This is a genomic window from Psychromonas sp. MB-3u-54 (genome assembly GCF_002836415.1).
In the GTDB taxonomy this organism is placed as follows: domain Bacteria; phylum Pseudomonadota; class Gammaproteobacteria; order Enterobacterales; family Psychromonadaceae; genus Psychromonas.
This window is the reverse complement of sequence record NZ_PJBP01000181.1, coordinates 1-20,703: the sequence shown is the minus strand read 5'-3', so window position 1 is coordinate 20,703 and position 20,703 is coordinate 1. Positions and strand designations below refer to the sequence as shown.

Here is a 20,703-nt window from a genome sequence, read left to right as displayed (position 1 = left end):
GCAGGCTAACAAATACGGCTTGTGATATGAAGCAAAAAAAAGTGAAAGTATTATAAATCATAATGAGAGGAGGCAAATATCCCTAGTATCCCCACAGGGCTAAACATTTAACCATGAGTGCAAAGCATCGAATAAATACAACGTTAATTGATAATGCACATTATTTGCGAAAGGTCAGTTTAAAAATAAAAACGGGTATTTTTACAATTAAGAGCCTGACCGAGAATAGTCTGCTCCACAACAGAAAAATTTAACTCTGCTGTTTTTATGTACTATTCTTCGTTAAATAGCACTGACTAACTAAAATAGACTTTATCTCGTAATGATCATCGTTCTCGGTCAAGCTTTTCGTCTTTAAAATATATATCAAATAGTATTAATATTGAACTTCATGCCACTGCAATTTTTTAATCTTACTTTTTAAACTCAAAAGTCAGGGGCATATTTCAGGATAAATAACGGTAAAAACCACGTGTTTCCGTTGAAATATTTGTCAAATTAGTTAGGTGTGCTGGATATTTGACCATTAAAGTTATGTAGAATGTGTGAAATATCAATCCTTATCCATAAAATATAGAAATGCAGTTAAGGCTGGATTGGTTCTCTTGTGATCTATCGATATCGTTCAATTATTCTCATGTTGTTCTCATTATGGGGAGACTGCTCAGCAAAGTATCCGTTGCGCTTAAGTGTCTTCAAAAAACGGAGTTGAACGTTTTAGGCGTTGAATTCCGGCTTGAGGTTTGGGTCGTATGACTTCGCAGTCGTTGTTGTAATGGCGATGACTAATCTTGTTATTCTTGTTGTTGTGTATCGCTTAAATGGGGTCGCTATGCCTGATTCATTATTTGTAATGCTGAACCGTGTGCGTAATCAACGCGGTCCGCATGTTTTGAACCAAGACGAACCCCCAAAAATCTTGTCGAATATGGGGGGTAATACATGATAAAAGTTGCCCAGCCATCGCTTCCCAAAGGAGGAGGGGCTATCAGCGGTATTGGCGAGACTTTTCAGCCAGATGCGTTCACCGGCACAGCCAGTCTCTCTATCCCGATACCCACATCTTCCTGCCGAGGCTTTGAACCGCATCTGAGCATTGACTACAGTTCAGGTTCCGGCAACGGCATTTTTGGCATTGGTTTCAACCTTGCCATTCCCAATATTTCCCGCAAGACAGCAAAAGCGATACCTAGATACGACGATACAGACACCTTTCTCATCTCCAATGCGGATGATCTGCTGCTGGTTTCGGACAGTCCGAAAATACCCAAGGACAACGCAGTAGGGTACTCCGTCTTCACCTACCGTCCTCGGACGGAAGGGCTCTTTGCCAGGGTCGAACGTTGGGTGAAGAACGAGAATGACGATACCCATTGGCGTGTTACCACTAAGGATAACGTCACCAGCATTTACGGGGAGACCGGCTGTGCGCGTGTCACCGACGTCGATCCAGATAACAAAACAAAAACACGTATTTACCAATGGTTGCTTGAACGCAGCTTCGATGCCAAGGGCAATCAGATTGTTTATACCTATCAGGAAGACGGCGCCAATAAACACATTAGCAGCATTAAATATGGCAATTATTCGCCCGATACAAAGCCCCAATCCGAAGATGAATGGCATTTTAAAGTTCGCTTTTTTTATTCCAAGCCAGCAACGTTAGGCAGCCTGCACGAGGATAATGAAAGCGAATCAGATCGCCCACGTCCGGATCCGTTCTCCTCATACAAATCCGGCTTCAATATTCGCACCACCGTTCGCTGCACTCGAATTTCAATGCATCATCGTTTTGACTGCGAGAACGGCGGAAATTCCTTTGAAGTAAGCGCTACCGAATTCGACTATCTTGCCAGAGAGAACACGTCCGCGTTGACCTTCCTTAACGCTGTCAAGCAGGTGGGCTATTGTGATGGCACAGCCAAAGCCCAAGCAATGCCACCCTTGCAGTTTGACTGGTCAAAATCCGGTATGTGCGCGGATCCCAGCGCTGTCATTGTTAATGCTCTTGGGTTTAAGTCATTGAAATCAGAGGCAGGAACGAGCATCGTCGGTTTCCTCGAAAAGGGCGCACAGCAGATCGTCGATCTCTATGGTGAAGGGCTGCCAGGTATTTTGTATACGGATGCCGATAGCGTCCTCTACTCACGGCCCCTTGGTGATGGCCGCTATGCTGCGAGCAACGCTCCGCATGCGTTTCCCATCGAACGTAATCTGCAAGAAGGCGGGCTCGCTCTTATGGATTTGGAAGGTGATGGCAAGCTGGATTTGGTTGTTACCACGGTGTCCCGCTCGGGTTACTACGAGTCCATTCGTGGTGGTAACTGGAAGCCGTATCACAGCTTTGCCTCTACTCCGACAGAACTCCATCATCCTCAACGGCAGATGGTTGATGTCACCGGGGATGGACTGCCAGACCTGCTGCTTTTTGAGGGGGAGGCTGTTAAAGTCTACCCATCCAAGGGCAAGCTTGGTTATGACGGCCTGTATTGGCAGTCAACAGACTCGAGGCTGCCGGTCACCAGCCATTCATCAAAACACGAAGCGATTCATTTTGCTGATCCCTTTGGTGATGGTGGCAGTCACCTCATGCGTATTCGTAATGGCAGTGTGGAATGTTGGCCCAACCTCGGCTATGGACGTTTTGGACCGATGGTCGCGATCGCCAATGCGCCTCTGTTTGCCGCTGAGATGGATGCCTCCCGTCTTTTTCTGACCGATATCGACGGTTCTGGTACCACTGATTTGGTCTATGTGTACCCTGATCGCGTTGACATTTACCGCAACGAAAGTGGCAACCGCTTCAGCAAACCGATATCCGTTACGTTACCCCAGCCCTGGGATAAGATCAGTCAAATCAGTTTTGCTGATGTGCTTGGCAACGGCACAGCATGCCTGGTGTTCACCAGTGTGAATATCGACCTCAGTCTCAACCATCAGTATTACGACTTTACCGCAGGGACGAAGCCACATCTGTTGACTGAAGTTGACAACAATATGGGCGCGACAACCCTGATCCACTACAGCCCCTCAACCAAATTTTATCTAGCTGATGAACAGGCCGGCACGCCCTGGATCACCCGGCTGCCGTTTCCGGTGCAGGTTGTCGAAAAGATCGAAACCCTCGACCATATCGGCTGCACCAGACTGGTTGCCAGCTACAGCTACCACCATGGATTTTTTGATCCCGTCGAACGAGAGTTTCGCGGTTTTGGCAGGGTGGAGCGACAAGATGCCGAGAGCTTTGACCTTGCCTCGCAGCTTGAACCGGGCGAGGCTGCTTTAGCCGAGCCCAAAGACCGCAGTCATGATCTGCCACCGATCTTGACCAAGACCTGGTACCACACCGGTGCCTATGCTGAAGCTAAAATAATTTCGCAGCAATACGCAGGCGAATATTACAAGGGTGACGATCTAGCGTCTCCTTTGTCGGATTCTACCCTTGACCCCCAATTTAATGAATATTCAGAAAGGAGAATTGAAGCCTACCGCGCCCTGCATGGCCACGTCCTTCGTGAAGAAGTCTATGGTCTGGATCACCAGCAGAACCCCAGCCTCAAGAACCCCGAGCTAGATCAACATCCCTACACCATCACGGAATCAAATTTTTACGTCAAATTGCTCCAGGCTAAGGCGGATCAAAATGACGCGGTTTGCCTGGTTCATCCACGCGAGACAATTTCCTATCACTACGAACGCAACCCCGCAGATCCGCGGGTCAATCATGCGCTGACGCTGCAAGTTGATGAATATGGCAATGTGCTGAAAGAAAGCGCCATTAGTTATGGCCGTCGCAAGGATACATACGAGGCGCTGCTTTTACCTGTGGATCATAACAAACAGCGGCTTATTCATATGACCTGCACTGAAAATATGTTCACCCATGCAATCGTTGATCAAGCCGATGTCTATCTCGCGCCGTTGCCCGCTGAGTCATGCACCTATGAGTTGCGTAAAGCACAACAGGAAACGAGCACCAATAAAGCAACCGTTCTCTACAGTGTTAATGATATTTTGAGCTTCTTTACCCAAGCAGCTGATGGTAAATACGATGTCGATTATGAGGATCTCCATTTTGATAAGGCAAAGCGGATAACGGCAAAGGATACCGGCGAGGGGCAGAAGTATTTCCGTCGTCTAATCGAGCATGCTCGCATTTTGTACCGCAAAAATGACCTGACCGCTTTGCTGCCGCTCGGCATGCTTGAGTCACTGGCTTTACCGGGGGAGAGCTATCAGCTTGCTTATACTGATGAGCTGCTGGAACATGTTTTTAAACGCAAGCAGACCGATCATTCAGGTGATGCTTCATTGCTGCTGGGCAAGGGCGCGGCGCAGGGCGGTTACATCAGTAAGGACGGCAAGGGGTGGGTCCCTTCAGGAAGGATATTCTTTGATGTTGATGCTGATATCGATGAGCCTGCCAATAGTGCTGTTGACGAACTGGACAGCGCTCGCCGACATTTCTTTCTGCCGCGCAAGTTCGTCGATCCATTTGCTGCGACATCAAACGTCACTTACGATGACTACGATCTATTGATCACCGAGACCCGCGATGCGCTGGACAACGTCGTGAAATCCGACAACGACTACCGCGTGTTGCAGCCGCGGCTGATCACCGATCCCAATGGCAACCGGACCGCCGTTGCCATTGACGCGTTGGGCATGGTGGTCGCCACGGCAGTGATGGGCAAAGCGGACCAAAACGTCGGCGACTTACTGGAAGGCTTTGATGCCGATCCTGCGCTCTCTGATCTGCAAGCCTTTATCAAAGATCCGCAGACTAGTGTGCTTTCATTGTTGGGTAACGCAAGCACGCGCATCGTCTACGATCTGACGCGTTTCCAACGCACCGGTCAGCCGCCATTTGCTGCCACGCTGGCGCGCGAAACGCACATCAACGACCCGGCTGGCATCAAAATGGGTATCGATTGCAGGATCCAAACCACCTTCTCCTATTCCGATGGCTTCGGTCGTGAGATCCAGAAGAAAGTGCGGGCTGAAGCGGGTGATGCGCCGCAACGGATGGCGGACGTGCTTCTGCCGACTGACGATATCCACCCCGGCGATCTGGTTCGCCAGACGCTAGACAAGCCTGTGCACACATCGCAGCGTTGGGTGGGCACGGGTCGTACCGTATTCAACAACAAGGGTAAACCGGTTAAACAGTACGAGCCTTTCTTCAGCAGCACACACCTGTACGAACAGGAATCGAAGATGATCGATGCTGGCGTCACATCCATTGTTTTTTATGACCCTTTGGAACGCGTCGTCGCCACCCTGCATCCCAATCACAGTTTTGAAAAAGTTGTGTTCGATCCCTGGCGGCAGGAAAGCTGGGATGTGAATGATACGGTCATGCTGTCCGACCCCGGAACCGATCCCGATGTAGGTCAATACTTTCAATTACTTGCCACGGCTGATTATCTACCCGGTTGGTATGACCAGCGCAGTAACGGTCAACAAGGCACGGACGAACAGGCTGCTGCCAACAAAGCGGCCGTCCATGCTGCAACGCCTACCGTGACATATTCAGATACGCTGGGTCGGCCGATCTTGACGATTGCCGATAACGGCAAGGATGGCAAAGGGGAGGAGCAGAAATACGCCACGCGCGTGGTACACGACATCGAAGGCAATGAGCTTGAACTGATTGACGCCAATGGTCGCATCGCTATGCGCTACGACTACGACATGCTCGGCAACTGCATTCACGAGGCCAGCATGGATGCGGGCGAGCGGTGGATGCTCAACGATGTCGCCGGTAAGCCCCTGTATGCATGGGACAGCCGCGGCCATATTTTCCGCACCGAATATGATCCGTTGCGCCGACCGCTGCGATCATTTGTTACCGGCGCCGATCCTGCCAATCCGAAGCGTAAGTTGCTGACTGAGCGTCTGATCTATGGTGAGCAGCACCCTGAAGCCGTGCGATTCAATTTGCGTGGCCAGCTTTATCGCCATCTGGATCAGGCGGGGGTCGTCACCAGCGAGGGGCACGATTTCAAGGGCAATCTGCTGTGTGTCTCGCGACGGATAGCCAAAGACTACAAGCAGACCCTGGACTGGAGCGCGATCGAGAAAGTTATTCAATTTAATGCGAGCATTCCACTGGATCTCTTCGTAAGGGAAGGTGCTGTGACACGTCTGTTGGAAGATGACACCTACACTAGCCATACAAGCTACGATGCACTTAATCGTCCAACGAAATTGACTGCACCGGACAACAGCGTCATCCGTCACCATTACAACGCAGCCAACCTGCTGGAACGGGTGGAGGCGAATCTGCACAGCAGTAAGAACAAAGATAAACTTGTTTGGACATCTTTTATCAAAAATATCGATTACGACGCCAAGGGGCAGCGCAAGCGGATTGACTATGCTAACGGCGCCAGCACTGCTTACGTCTATGACCCGCTTACCTTTCGACTGATTAACCTCTACACGTGGAGAGGCGCAGTTTTCACCGACAGCGACAGCGACAACAAACCAGCCATCGAAGCGCTGGACAGACCGTCCCAGGCCAAGTCCTGTGCCCTGCAGAATCTGCACTACAGCTACGATCCGGCAGGAAACATCACTCATATTAGGGACGATGCGCAGCAGACGGTTTACTTCAAAAACAAGCGCGTCGAGCCGAACGGCAACTACACTTATGACGCCCTCTACCGGCTTATCGAAGCCACCGGTCGCGAGCATATAGGTCAAATCGGGGGATCGCCGATCCCCCATTCCAGCAACGATTCACCGCGTGCAGGCTTGCCGCAACCGGGCGATGGCAACGCCATGGGTGTCTATGCCGAGCACTATGAGTATGACGCAGAGGGCAACTTTCTGAAGATGCAGCATCGCGGCAGCGACTCGGCCCACCCTGGCTGGACACGCACCTACGACTGCGATGAAACAAGCCTGATCGAGGATGGCAGCAGCGGCACCTCGCGCAAGACCAGCAACCGCTTGAGTAGCACCACAGTCGGCAGCAACATCCGGTGTGAGGAACGCTTTGCCTACGATGCCCACGGCAACATCACCCGCATGCCGCACTTGGGCGGCGCGAATCCTGGCCCCAACATGCACTGGGATTATCGGGATCAACTGCGGCAGTCCGATCTTGGCGGTGGCCGCACGGTCTATTACGTCTACGATGCAAGTGGCCAGCGCGTTCGGCAAGTGACCGAATCCTACGCGGGCGCTGGAAAGACGCCTGTCAACAGGAAAGAGCGGCTATATCTCGGCGGATTCGAGATATATCGTACCTACAAGAACGCTGGCGAAACGGCAGAGCTGGAACGCGAGAGCCTGCACATAATGGACGACGAGCAGCGTATCGCGCTGGTGGAAACGCGGACAGAAGGCCGGGACAAGGCGGAAAAACCGCTCATCCGCTATCAGTTCGGCAATCATCTGGGCTCGGCCAGCCTGGAGCTGGACGAGAGTGCACAGATCATTTCCTACGAGGAGTACACACCCTTCGGCAGCACCTCCTATCAGGCAGTGCGCAGTCAGACCGACACGGCGAAGCGATATCGCTACTCCGGCAAGGAGCTGGATGACTCGACTGGGCTCTACTATTACGGTGCCAGATACTACGCCCCGTGGCTGGGCCGATGGATGAGCCCCGATCCGGCGGGGACAGTGGACGGCTTGAATCTGTATGCATTTGTGAGTGGGAATCCGATTCGATTCAATGATCACACAGGATTGGGTAAAGAGGACTTCCATAGATTGATCGAGCTGGAAGGCGATCGTTCCACAGAACAATTGGTAAGGGGAGGTCGCAAACGGTTTCCTGAGAAAGTTGCACTAGCGACACGCCACATCAGGAACATGACGAAGGAATTGGCTTTGGGAAAATCAGGAAGGGTTAAGAGGGAATTTCGCAATGCGGCAGTTGCCCTGACAGCAGGGGTGGCGGGAAAATTTATACCATATAGTGGCGCTGTCATAGGTCTTGCTGCCGATGCTAAACCCTCACTTCAGGATCAGGAAAAGAACGCCAACTTCAAGTCAATGACTAAACACCCGCTTCAGGAAGCGGCGAAGAACCCGGTAAAGCTTGCGCCCGGCTATGAATTTGGCCGCGCCCTTCTTCAGGGCGTGGCGTTGGCAAGCAAGAGTAAAAAGGAAATAAACGAAATGGCATTTTCTGAGATCGAACAGACTCACAGCGAGGTTGAGGATATCCTGGAAAATCTGGAAAGAGCAAAAAATAAATACGGCCCGGATGCGGAAATCCACATACGGAGAGGGCGGCTTAAGTTACAAAAGACCAGAAGAGTGAATCGGATCTGGGCCAAATGGGATGAGGCATGGAAAGGATATCTAAATGCAGCAGAGGAATTTAAAAAGGGAGAGGAGAGCAAGGGCAACACTTTACTCTTGGGGTCCCATGGCATCAGTAGCAGCAGCGCTGAGCCAGTACCTACCCTGCATCATCAATCAACAGGTAGTGGCCAGCGGTCGAGCAGATAGTTATCCAGTAGATAGGGAAGCTTAATTAGCCTCACTTGACTTACCAAACACCAAAAGCACATGCGGAGGTTTAGTCTCATGACAGATAAAAGCAATAAAACACCCCTGACGATCCACCAGAGGATCAATATCGACAACATCGCTTCGCAGCCATATCGGGCCAGCAATCAGGATGGCCTCCGTGATGAATTGATGAAAAACCCCACGTACAGAGAACTGTTTGTACAAGCCGAGGCGGCAGGGGCGGTCGATCATGACAGCTCCATCCTCAGTCCGGCCGCCTATTTCGTTGATCTCATGCGGCTGATTGAAAAAAGGATAACAAATGGGACGCTGAATGATCAGGATGACTGGGGAAAACTGGATGACCTAAAACTCAACAAGCGCCGACCAGACCTGTTGGAAATTGAGCTTGACGCTAAGAACACCACCACCGAGGTGCCCTATCTGGAAATCGTCAATGAAGTGATGAGGAAGAGGCTAGAGGCGGATTCCGGTCAAGCTGCTTTGCAGCAACTCGCCACTTCGATATACCCATTAAACCTTCCCTACAACGCGCCGCTGGAGCAGATCCGTCTATACTTGAAACACTTCAAGACCGATTTGGCAACGATATATGAGTTATTCGGGGCGGACGCCATCCATGTGGATTGTGAGCAGTTAGGCTTGTCGGTTAAAGAATACTCGTTCATCACAACGCCGCTTACAACTGACGAAGCGTTGAGCAAAGCCTACGGGCTAGCTCCGGGCAACTCTTGGCGTCTGACCCGCGCAGACCGCTTTCTGGCTCAGGCAGAGCTCACTACAGAGCAACTGGCTTATCTGCAAATCTACGTGAGTGGTCGGCTCTTTGCTCTGGGTCATGTCCTCGCTATCAGCGACGACAATGGCACGACATGGCAGCAAATCGGGGAAGGTCAATTTGAAGTGGTCTCTCAAATTCTGGCTCATGCCAACAGACTGTTCGTGTGCGACTATAACGGGGTTTTTGTCAGTGACGACAACGGCGCGAGCTGGCAGCAAACCGGTTTAGATCAGGTGGAGATAAAGGAACTGGTTTCCAGCGGTGGTTACCTGTTTGCCCGTACTGACGATGCCCTCTTCATTAGCGATGACTTCGGCATCTGCTGGAGGAAAATTTTCATCGAAAAAAATATGGAACCCAGAATTGTCGTCAGCAAGTCTAGGTTCGTTGTGTGGTCTGCAAGTCAGCTATTTGTCAGTGATGATCAGGGTATATCATGGCTGAGAACTGGCCAGGAAGAGTTTGATAGGTTGATTGCGATTGATGAAGTTGTGGCATTTTATGGTCATCTGATTGCCCGAACCGGAAAGGGCATCTTCATCAGCCATGATATAGGCACAACGTGGCTGCCAAAGCTCATGCTAGATAACCGGATTGTTCAACTCCTCATCGTCGGCGATCGTCTTATTGCCAATACCGCAGGCCTTGGCGATTATTCTAGTGGCAATACTGCAGGTCGCTTTATTAGTGATGATTATGGCACGACCTGGCAACAGAAGGGCGGGGATGAAAACGGCGGCAGAATACCTGCAAATATTCTCGTTAGCGCGAATCTTCTCTTCGCCTGTAACTATGGGATAGGCCTTTATGTCAGTGAAGACTTCGGAAGCAGTTGGAGGCAAACCGGTAAAGAGACTTTCAATCAACATTTTGTTAAGAGTGTAATAGCCCATGGCAGCCGTTTTTTTGCGTACACAAAATATGCGCTCTACGTCAGCGAAGACGGTGCCGCAACATGGCAGAAAATCTGGCAGCAAACAAGCAAAATCAAAGTTTTAATCTCCTGTGCTAACAGGCTCATTGCGCACACCGATTCAGGATTCTTCGTCAGTGATGATAACGGTACAGCATGGCAGAAAATCGACAAAACTCAGTTTGATGATTCCTGGCTTTGCTGGCAGGTGACTCTCGGGGGGGAACTGACTCTTCCGGTACTTGATTATCTGAATCGTTTTATTCGTCTGGCCAACTATTTGGGTTGGTCTTGCGAAGACCTGGATACCGCTCTTCAGTCAATCGCCGCGGGTCTGGGGGGGAAGGAAGATGCAGAAGATACATCACCCCCAAACCTAATCAACATAAAGTCGCTTTGTAAGCTAGCTCAGCTCAAAAAATTCAGCGACAAATATAAGCTGTCCGTTGATGTGGTTTGTAGCTTTGTGCACGACATGAACACTAACCCTGGATTCGCTGCACTGAACCACCCCGAACCAAAATCACTCTTCGATCGGGTCTTCAATACACCACCTTTCTACCAAGTCGAAGGGGCAGAGGGAGGCACGTATCACTCGAAAGGCGCCGGCTATCTCAAATCCAATACGGAAGGTCTGGTCTGGAATCCCAAGGTACAGGACCCAAAAAATCAGGGGATCCGTAGTAGTCTCCTCGCGGCATTGAATGTGGGTAACGATGATCTTCAGTCCATCGTCGAACACATATACAGCAAAAATTTATTCACAGAGCAGGCCAATACGGGTGGCATAGACGCCGCGCCAATCGCCCTTGATCTTCATACACTGACGCGGTTGTACCGCTTCAGTAAGATGGCTAAGGCCTTGGGAATGAGGGTTCAGGAGTACCTACTACTGCTCAAGTGCATCACCGGGGAAGGCCGATTGCGGCTCGCTACGCCGGAGGTTTCGAGCGTCGACAATCTGCGTACCGTTGAACACTGGGCCGACTGGCTGAAGGACGCGCAACTCAGCCCCTCTCAACTCGAATATCTGATGACTGGTGAGATGACCCACGAAGCCCGGCGCAGCGTCGATCCGGGTTGGAGCGAGGGCAGTCTCAAACAATTGACCAGCGGACTTCACGCCACGCTGAAACCTCGCCGTGTTGATAAACAGACTTTCGTGCTGGGCACGATCAGTTCCGAAAAATCGGCGGCTGCTGCTATCGCGTTGCGCGAAGCTGGCCTCATCGTAGGAGCCGGATGGGTTCAATGCCCGGTTGTCGAAGCAGGGGAAGAACCCGGAAAAATCACACAGATCAACCAGGCACAAGTCCGCGACGCGCTGGAATCATTTATAGTCCGCAAAAGTTTGAGGAAGGTGACCAGTGGTGAAGCAGCGCAAGGAAGCGTGACTGCCTTAGCGATCGCCGGCGATCAGCAGGTCATTTTCGCGGCCACTGCCCGTACCGTAACGAGCATCCCTGGCGGATCTGACAATTGGGTAGGGACGGTACTTGAAGATACCCCTGCTGATATCCGCGCACTCGCCGTGACGCCCGATTGTAAGACCCTGCTAGCTGCAACGCAGAAGCGACTCTACCGGTATTTAAGCCTTGAGATGCGCTGGGAAGACCTCAAAGTCGAAGGCTTCGATGGCGCTTATCTCACATCATTAGCAGTGACGGCCGACGGTAATACGCTTTGTGTCGGGACGGACATTCAAGGGCTCTATTGCAGTACCGATGGCGGTAATAAGTGGATTAAGGTAATAGTCCAACAATTGCAGCCATTGACCGATGAAAAGGTCACCGCCATTGCCGTCAGCCCAGATGACCAGTCGCTCTTTGCAGCGATTCAAGTAATACACGAGGGAGCTGTTAATCCTGTCGTAAGCAGCGATATTTTTCGGTCTGCCGATGGGGGCAAGACATGGAACGCAATGGATATTGCAGTTCACAAGGACGAAACCATCGACTCACTAATCATCAATTACCGGGGTGAGGTTCGCTTTGCAAGCAAGGCAAAGGGTGTGTTCACAGATACCCAGTGGTCCAGTCTATTATCTCAGGGCGCTGAATCGACCAACGTGACAGCAATGGTTGCGGACACCGATGGTGAGAGCGTCATCTTCACTGATAGCAACGGCGAATTATTCCGATGCTTTGGTACCGGGATAGCCAATCTCGAGGCACTCATCGATTCGCTCCGCAGCGACGAGGATGCTGTCAACGTAATTATCGAGACACTGAATCGTGAACTGGATTTTCAGGTGCAGTCGACGATCCAGCAGTTGGCTGCGACCTTCAATCAGGACTGGCACCTGGTAGCAACTGCGGTCGACTACCTGAATCACAAGGAACGCAGTGCAGCAAGGTTTTTAACTATTGAAGGGTTACAGGATGCCGCATTGCTTCTTTATCTGGCGAAGGCTCTCAAACTTACATCTGGCTGTTTAGATGCAGTACTGAAATTCCCGTCCCCTTTGGGATTAGATGAGAGAAATACAGAAAAGTCCTACCTCGATTCTTCTCATTCAAATATTCGCATAAATCTCGACAAGATTCGTTCGGTGCATGCCTTCGCCGGGCTAGTTGATACTTTCCAGCAGCAGGGCTCCAAGGGGAAGAAAACCGCTCCGCTTCTGACCGAACTCGCCCAGTGTTGGTCCTTCGATGAGTTGCCCGATGCTGATAAAAAGAAGTTGGAGACGCTCAGCGCTTGGCCAGCTAGCCAAATCAGTGCGCTGCATGGGCATCTCAGCGTAATATCAGCGAAGGACAGTGTGATTGGCCTATTATCGACGATGAAGCAAAGTTTCGACCTGGCAGCGAAGCTCGGTGTCGACGTGCAGATGCTGATCCAGCTCTGCACGTTGCATGCTGCCCAAACGAATTTCTCGCAAATCAGTACGGTGGCACACAGTCTTTTGGGTGTGGTGAAGTCCAAGTATTCAGATGATGACTGGGGAAAAACCTTTGGGCCCATCCGTGACCACCTGAACGAGCGAGAACGCGATGCCTTAGTCGGGTTACTGATGCACCAGTTGAGCCAGAATGAAACCGTCGCGAAGTATTTTTACGGGATGGATTCCCTCAAGGACCTTTCTGACTACCTGCTCATCGATGTCGAGATGAGTGGCGTGGCCAAAGTATCTAAGGTCAAGCAGGGGCTCAACACTCTGCAGCGCTATATCCAGCGTAGTCACATGGGGCTGGAAGCGGATGGGCAGGTCACCTGCCCGGTTGGAGATAAGGAATGGGCGTGGCGCTCCCACTACCGCTTGTGGGAAGCGAACCGCAAGGTCTTTCTCTATCCAGAAAACTATCTTGACCCTGGTCTGCGCAAGATCAAGACACCGCTTTTCAAGGAACTGGAAGATGAACTGCTGCAAGGCGAGATCACAGATGAGGCAGTGACGCAGGCCTATATTAACTACTTCGACAAGCTCGATGAGTTGGCCAACCTAAAGATTGTGGATACCTGCGCCGGCAGAGTAACCCATCCGGTTGCGACCAACGCTGAAGAGACGATTTTTGTCATTGGTAAAACCAAAAACAATCCTCCGGTCTACTACTACAGAAGCGCGGTATATGATGGAAAGGGTGAAATTGGCATGTGGCGGCCATGGCAAAAGATCGCGCTCTCCATTTCCGTCGACACCGTGACTTGTTTGTATGCGAATCATAGTCTCTACCTCTTTTGGGTGGAAACAAAGACGATCAGTGATCGAGAATTTATAACCGATAAAAAAATGACGACCACGACAGCGACTGTCAAATTTGCTTACCACAACGTGAGCGGTAAATGGCTTCCTCCGCAGGTGTTGTCAGCAAAAGTCAAACTGGAGGATATTCCTCACCGGTACTCAATTCCTGGAGGGGGTACGGTTAAAATATATCAGAAAAAAACTAAATTAGATTTAAGTAGTTTTAATACAGGAGCATCCACAGGATGGGGTAAGAATAGATATCTTGAGCAATACTGGCAGGACCGCGATTGGGAAAGTGTCGGTCAGGATTCCGGTCGCTCAAAAAGTGATCTGAATTGGGAGGCCGCATGGGCACTCGACGCGAAAGAAATACCCACTAATTGGTTGTCTCAAAAATCAAGTTCTGAATCTAAATGGCTGAAGCCGTATAGACACGAGGACGATGGTCGATATACTTTTCAGCGAAAGTTCGACGTTAGTACAATAGCCGTGGGTCATGACGTTTCCGATTTGAGTATTTCAATGAGGTTAGCAGTAAATGGGGGCGTTGATGATATTCGATGGAATGGCAAGAGCATCAAAAGCATTTTCTTGCCCACGAGAGGAGGCCCAACAGACCAGATAGCGGTAAATGAATTGGTGCTCGCAAAACTTAAAGTCATCGATCAGAAGGCCTTGAAGGAAGCGGGAACCTGCTTCCAAAAACAGAGCAACCTATTGGAGATTTTAGTTTCCAATGAAGATGATTTAGTAAGCCTTCGGGTTGAATTTGAAGGAGAAATTATCAAACCATGTAAGTTGTCGGCTGAAGGCACCATGGATACTCATAGGGAAAAGGTGTTGAAAGAACTTAGTGAAGATAGAACTGCTGCCTCTGTCTCTATAATTCGACAGTCGCTAGTACAGGGAGGAGTAACAAACTTATTCGAGCTTGACTCACAAAAGAAATTGAATTTCGATGGTCCCTGCTCCATATACTACCGAGAACTATTCTTCCATATCCCGTTTCTTATTGCGGACACGTTGAACCGCAATCAACACTTCGAAGATGCGCAGAAATGGTATCACTACATTTTTAATCCGATGCCCCAGAAGGGCCTCAATAAAAAGCCGGACGGTAAGGATGATCCCACGCCTTTTTGGCGATACCTGCCTTTTAAGCACCATACGCTTGAAAAACTGCAGGATATCGAGAAGAACAACCCAGGGGAATTCAAGATATATACGGACGATCCCTTTGACCCGCATGCGATCGCAGGGCTGCGGCTGGGTGCTTATGAGAAGGCGATTGTGATGAAGTACATCGACAATCTGCTGGACTGGGGAGACCAGCTTTTCGCACAGGACAGTTGGGAATCCATCGTCCAGGCGATGTTGCTCTACGTACTGGCCCAGGACTTGCTGGGCAAGAAACAAAAGCAGACGCGGCCGTCACATTCGCCGAAGCCGAGCAAACGCTATGATCAATTCGATACTGCCATCGATTTTACTGACCCCTTCCATGTTAAAGACACCGAGTATTTCCCGGTTTCGCCGAACACAAATTTTGCGGGCTATTGGGATCGGGCTGAAGATCGGCTGTTCAAGATCCGCCACTGCATGAACATCAAGGGCGTCGTGCGCCAGCTGTCTTTGTTTCAGCCGCCGATCGATCCGCGACAGCTCATTCGCGCCATGGCCGCAGGTCAGAATCTCACCAGTGTTGCCGGACAAATGTCGGCGTTGGTTCCGCACTATCGATTCACCACCATGATCCAGCAGGCAAAGAGCGTCACCAGTACGCTGATCCAACTCGGTTCGGCACTGCTGAGCGCACTGGAGAAAAAAGACGTCGAGCAACTGAGTCTGCTGCGATCCTCGCATGAGAAGGCGATTCTGAGTCTGACGACTCGCGTGAAGGAAAAGCAGATCGATGATGCCGGTAAAAATATTGACTCTCTCAACGCCAGTTTGGAAGGGGCTAATGATCGGAAGAAATACTATACTGATAAAGGACTTATCACGGAGGAAACATCTAGTCTGAACCTGATGATAGCCGCGCTTTCGTTTCAAACAGCTTTGCCAGTTCTAGAAGCCTTGACTATACCAGCGTGGCTAGCACCCAATGTCTTCGGACTAGCGGATGGTGGTAGCAACTGGGGTAGAGCAGCCCAGGTGGCACCCCGAGTCAGCGAGAGCACCGCAGTTATTTTAAATCAAGGATCTCAGTTGGCAGCGACCAAGGCGCAAAATTTTCGACGCAAGGAAGAATGGGGTCTGCAAGCGACGCTTGCCGGCAATGATGTCGAGCAGATTCAGGCGCAGATCGCTGGAGCGACTGTCAGGCAGGAGATCGCGCAGTTGGATCTGGATATGCACCAGAAGAGCATCGTGCAATCTGGCGAGATGGAAGACTTGCTGCGGACGAAGTTCACCAACCGAGATCTCTATCAGTGGATGGTCGGTCGCATCTCTTCCGTCTATTTTCAGACCTACAAGATCGCCTTTGAGCTGGCGCAGGCCGCCGAGAAGGCTTATCAGTATGAGCGCAACACGCGCGAGGCGATGATCACGTTCGGATACTGGGACAGCCTGAAGAAGGGCCTGCTCGCCGGGGAAGGGCTGATGCTGGGACTCAACCAGCTCGAAAAAGCCTACATGGAGGATAACGAGCGCACGCTGGAGATCGAAAAGACCATCTCGCTAAAACAGATGGATCCGCAAGCGTGGCTTAATTTGAGGAGTGGCGGAAAATGCATCTTCGATCTGACCGAAGCACTCTTTGATCGGGATTTCCCCGGCCACTATTGTCGTAAGATTGCGTCCATCGCTATCTCGATTCCGGCGATTGTCGGGCCTTATCAAAATGTGCAGGCAACGCTGACCCAGCAGAACAGCTATGTCGTTTTGACTGACAATATCGATACAATTAAATATCTGCTGCCGGATGATTCAACATCTAAGATTACACCTTCCGATGATCAGTTGCGTAGCGACCCGCGTGTCAAACAGCAGATCGCTCTGTCAAAGGGTATCAACGACAGTGGCATGTTCGAGCTGAATTTCCATGATCAACGCTATCTGCCGTTCGAAGGTACGGGCGCGGTTTCAGGGTGGGAGTTACGGATGCCCAAGGCCGCCAATAGCATCGACTTTAACAGTATTTCCGATGTGATCATTCATCTGCGCTATACGGCGCTGGACGGTGGGGCAAGCTTACGCCAGCAGGTTGTAGCGCTGCCCGCGATCAAGCAAGACGGGGGCTTTCGACTGATCAGCTTACGCCAGCAGTTCTCGGAAGAGTGGAAGGGTTTCATTTCGGGCAAAGATAAGCAGCTGTCATTTGCTATCAACGCACACATGTTTCCGCTCAACTTGGATGCCAAAACTATCAACCTGAGAGATTTGTCCGCACGTGTGCTGGTGAATGGGGAAGACGGATCAGGTGCGGTATTGTCTAAGGATGCAAACGTTAATGTCCAGAAGAACAAGGAGGAGGACATGAAGGGTGGGATGGCGAAGAAATCTGACCCGACGCTGGGCGAATATTATATTGCGACTAAAGCCGTCGGCAATCTGGATAATCTGGTCGATATCTGCGTGATCGTGCCCTATGAAGGGATGTTGAACTGGGATAGTGATTGACCCATGACAGACGGTCTGTAACTACCCAAGCCCACACTCATACAGGAGAGATGATCTGAATGCAGCGCGGCATTGTGATCAAACTATACCTGCACGCTTGTGAAAAAAGGGGCGGCTGATGAATTTTATAATTTGGTTTTGACGCTTCTCTCTTTTGAGGCTCGCTCCCTTGGAACTGGCAAATTTGAAGGCTAAAAATACAAACTAATGCACGATCAGTCTGCTAGAAAAACACTTTGACAGGGACTTTCCCAGGCATTACTGCCGTAAAATCAAGTCCATTTCGGTTAGCCTGCCTGCGGTCGTCGGTTCCTATCAGAACGTGCAGGCATCCTTCGGCAAGACCGTAGTCGCCTGCTGCCTACAAAAGACATGGATGGTGTCAGATGTTGCGCGACCCCAAGGCGCCTAAAAGCGATTCTGTTTATTCCGGTTTGCGCCCGCTACAACAGATCGCGATTTCAAAGGGTATCAACGACAGCGGCTTGTTCGAGTTGAATTTTCGCGACTGCCTTTTGAAGGGACGAGTGCTGTATCGGACTGGACGCTTGACATGCGCTCCACGGACACTGGGGCGCTTGCGTGTATCTCTGACGTCATCATTCATCTGCGCTATACAGCCAAAGACGGTGGAGAAGATTTCCGCTCAAAGGTTTATGACCTGATGCAGCTGAAGTCGTGAAAATCAAGATTGGGAAGCCCTGTTCCCGAGGAATATTAAGTCCGATCACTTGAGCTTAAAGAGATAACAATGAGTATCTGTCCAAAAGGAGCCAAGCAACTGAAACCCGCGGGCAAACCTCAAGCGACCACAGTGGATACAACGCATCGACAGGAATGGTCGATTGAGGTGCCGAAAGAGACAGACGATTCAATAGACGACATTCTCCTCCTTGTGCCTTTTACTGGGGAGCTGGATTGGGGTTCTTCCACTTAAAAACTTTATTACCAGGGAAACGAATATGAATTAGGCATTGGTAAATAAAGTTAACAATGTGTCAACGGGACACTTCACTGCTGTCATGTTTTTGCGAAAAACACACCTCAAACAGACTCAATAGACACTGCCGTTTGAAGGTGAAATTTTTTATATTAGCTTTTGTTAGTTGTTAAAACCATGACATAAGCGCCGCTGCATGCAAAAAAATGACTAACACAGTAAGTCTTAATCTCATGGAATAATAAGATGTTGTATATGCATCTTCTTTGTTATGGCACAGAAAATATTCAACGAAAAATAAACTAAAATAGCCAAGAGGTAATAAAACCAATGCGTAAAATATCGGTATAAACAGACAAATAAAAGCATATAAACACAAAATATTACTGATGATTTGAGTCGCTATATGTGGGGTAAGTGTGTCTTTTCGCCACAAAGTACCCGCCAGAAAACTCAGTATAATCGCACTGTAAAAAAGAAAAGCTTGTTGCGGATTAAAGGGGTAATTATTCGCCGCGCTGTCAGTAAAAATTTCGAATAACAACAGGCAAGCCACAAAGGGAATGAGTCCTAGATAGCCCAGCCATTGCCATGTTTTCATTTTAGCTTTTACCTTTAGTGTCAGTGGTAACATTTACTGAGCCATTTAATGAAATCTCAGTTGAGAAATTATCAGGTTTTGCATAACTCAAACGAGCCAGTCGCATGCTTTTATGATAACTGTCTAACCCGGATACAGTGACGGTTTCTAAGGCTTCTATATCGATATAGCCATCGTCTTTCAGCACACTCTCATCGCAAATAACATGGGTGATTTCCCCAATAATAAACTGCGTGTTATTACTTGATATGGGCAGAATTTCTTTCAATTTAACCGCATACTTCAAGCGGCTTTGTTTAACAAAGGGTGCCTTAATATTGCGAATATAAGTCTCTGATAAAGCTAAATGAGTAAATTCACTTTCCTCTTTTGGGTAGCGAGCAGAGCTTTGATGAGCTGCCTGATAAAATTGAGCTGATACTTGATTTATAGTGTAATGCCCTGTGCTGATAATGTTATCAAGGGTATGCCTTGATCCGTTATCCGGCCGCATAACAAAAGCGACCAATGCAGGAGAAGCGCCTAAGTGTACAACTGAGCTAAATATCGCAAGATTAGTTTGTCCGTTCGAATCCTGCGTGCCAATAAGGTTGACGCTCTTAAAACCGGATAAGCTGTTTATAAATTTAGCCCGATAACGGTTATCCATTTGAGATAACTGTTCACTATCATAATGTTTGTAATTGATGCTGTACTTCCTCAATATTTAAAACTAGATGCTCTTAATACGAAAGTGTTAGCTTAAAGGATCTCAATCAATAACAATTTGACCTTATTTGTTTATTGAATTTTTACCATGCTGTATTTTCTCATCGTCATTCTCGAGATATTTTAATCGAGAATCTCAGTGAATTGGTAAATCAAGCGATGCCGTATCTGTTCTTTGTAAACCTTCGCTGGTGGGTTTTATGGTAACTTTCATTGCTGGAGTTTATTCAAAACGTTGGTTGTCCTGCCTTTTGTCCCGTTCATAATTCGCTACGTATTGATTCAATAAAAAGGAAATGTGATATATTTACGACAACTATTTTTATATACAGTTGTAATTCATATGAAGAATTTTGCCACTTTTATTGCACACTTGATGCACAAGTTTTGCCTTATTAAAAAATTAACTTGTTGAAAATCATCAGTTAATTTTTCATGGTTTGCATTTATAGAGGTCTCTATAAATGCAAATGCGTCATTTTCCCAATTTAAAATATCAATTTACAATCATGCTTTGGATCTATCTAACTGTTTTATAACTCTGTTATCATATAATTCTTATAAAAAAATAAAGTTTTAAATGTGTATTAGTGAGAATGCAGACTAATACACTGTTATAGTCCTAGGAGTACCAATGTCAGTTATCGCTAATACACCTAAACCTCCATATTTTGCTGTAATTTTCACTTCTACGCGAACTGAAGGTGATAATGGTTACGGTGAAATGGCAAATAGGATGGTTGAGCTTGCAGAGCAACAACCTGGATTTTTAGGCGTAGAATCAGCAAGAGAAAATGTTGGCATCACTGTTTCTTACTGGGCAGATCTAGATTCAATTAGAAATTGGAAAGCTAACTCTGAGCACTTAGAAGCTCAAAAAACTGGTCGTAAGTCTTGGTACGATTCATTTAAAGTTCGTATATCAAAAGTAGAACGAGATTACGGCCTA

6 protein-coding genes and 1 pseudogene are annotated in these 20,703 nt (G+C 49.0%); 5 read left to right on the top strand and 2 right to left on the bottom strand.

Translation table 11 applies throughout. The features are described from left to right. Positions 1-942 precede the first annotated feature (942 nt). From CXF72_RS17345 to CXF72_RS20340, 4 genes and pseudogenes are all read left to right on the top strand, one after another. Positions 943-8,472, top strand: coding sequence for a SpvB/TcaC N-terminal domain-containing protein (locus CXF72_RS17345; RefSeq protein ID WP_101041006.1), 7,530 nt, complete (start codon positions 943-945; stop codon positions 8,470-8,472). Between the two features lie 78 nt (positions 8,473-8,550). After that, positions 8,551-17,505 carry a neuraminidase-like domain-containing protein gene (locus CXF72_RS17340; protein ID WP_198552654.1) on the top strand — a complete coding sequence of 2,985 codons (8,955 nt, stop codon included), beginning with the start codon at positions 8,551-8,553 and terminating at the stop codon, positions 17,503-17,505. A 214-nt stretch (positions 17,506-17,719) separates the two neighbouring features. After that, complete coding sequence (locus tag CXF72_RS20345; protein ID WP_157823288.1) at positions 17,720-17,917, top strand: hypothetical protein; 198 nt, start codon at positions 17,720-17,722, stop codon at positions 17,915-17,917. Then, positions 17,892-18,187: pseudogene (locus tag CXF72_RS20340) on the top strand (hypothetical protein). Before CXF72_RS20345 ends, CXF72_RS20340 begins: the two are co-directional and overlap by 26 nt. A gap of 427 nt (positions 18,188-18,614) precedes the next feature. On the opposite strand, the gene CXF72_RS17330 reads toward CXF72_RS20340, so the two are convergent. Next, entirely contained in the window at positions 18,615-19,046 is a 432-nt protein-coding gene (locus tag CXF72_RS17330) for a DUF3429 domain-containing protein (protein ID WP_157823285.1), read from the bottom strand. A 1-nt stretch (position 19,047) separates the two neighbouring features. Beyond that, on the bottom strand, positions 19,048-19,695 hold the full coding sequence (locus CXF72_RS17325) for a flavin reductase family protein (RefSeq protein WP_101040997.1): 648 nt from the start codon (positions 19,693-19,695) through the stop codon (positions 19,048-19,050). A 693-nt stretch (positions 19,696-20,388) separates the two neighbouring features. Here CXF72_RS17325 and CXF72_RS17320 point away from each other — a divergent pair. Continuing rightward, positions 20,389-20,703, top strand: a 315-nt coding sequence (locus tag CXF72_RS17320; RefSeq protein ID WP_101040995.1) for an antibiotic biosynthesis monooxygenase family protein, incomplete at its 3' end; no start/stop codon positions are given.

Excerpts from the sequence above, each read along its gene's own strand:
- CXF72_RS17345 (WP_101041006.1), top strand. The coding sequence starts at position 943 with ATGATAAAAGTTGCCCAGCCATCGCTTCCCAAAGGAGGAGGGGCTATC.
- CXF72_RS17340 (WP_198552654.1), top strand. The coding sequence starts at position 8,551 with ATGACAGATAAAAGCAATAAAACACCCCTGACGATCCACCAGAGGATC.
- CXF72_RS17330 (WP_157823285.1), bottom strand. The coding sequence starts at position 19,046 with ATGAAAACATGGCAATGGCTGGGCTATCTAGGACTCATTCCCTTTGTG.
- CXF72_RS17325 (WP_101040997.1), bottom strand. The coding sequence starts at position 19,695 with ATGGATAACCGTTATCGGGCTAAATTTATAAACAGCTTATCCGGTTTT.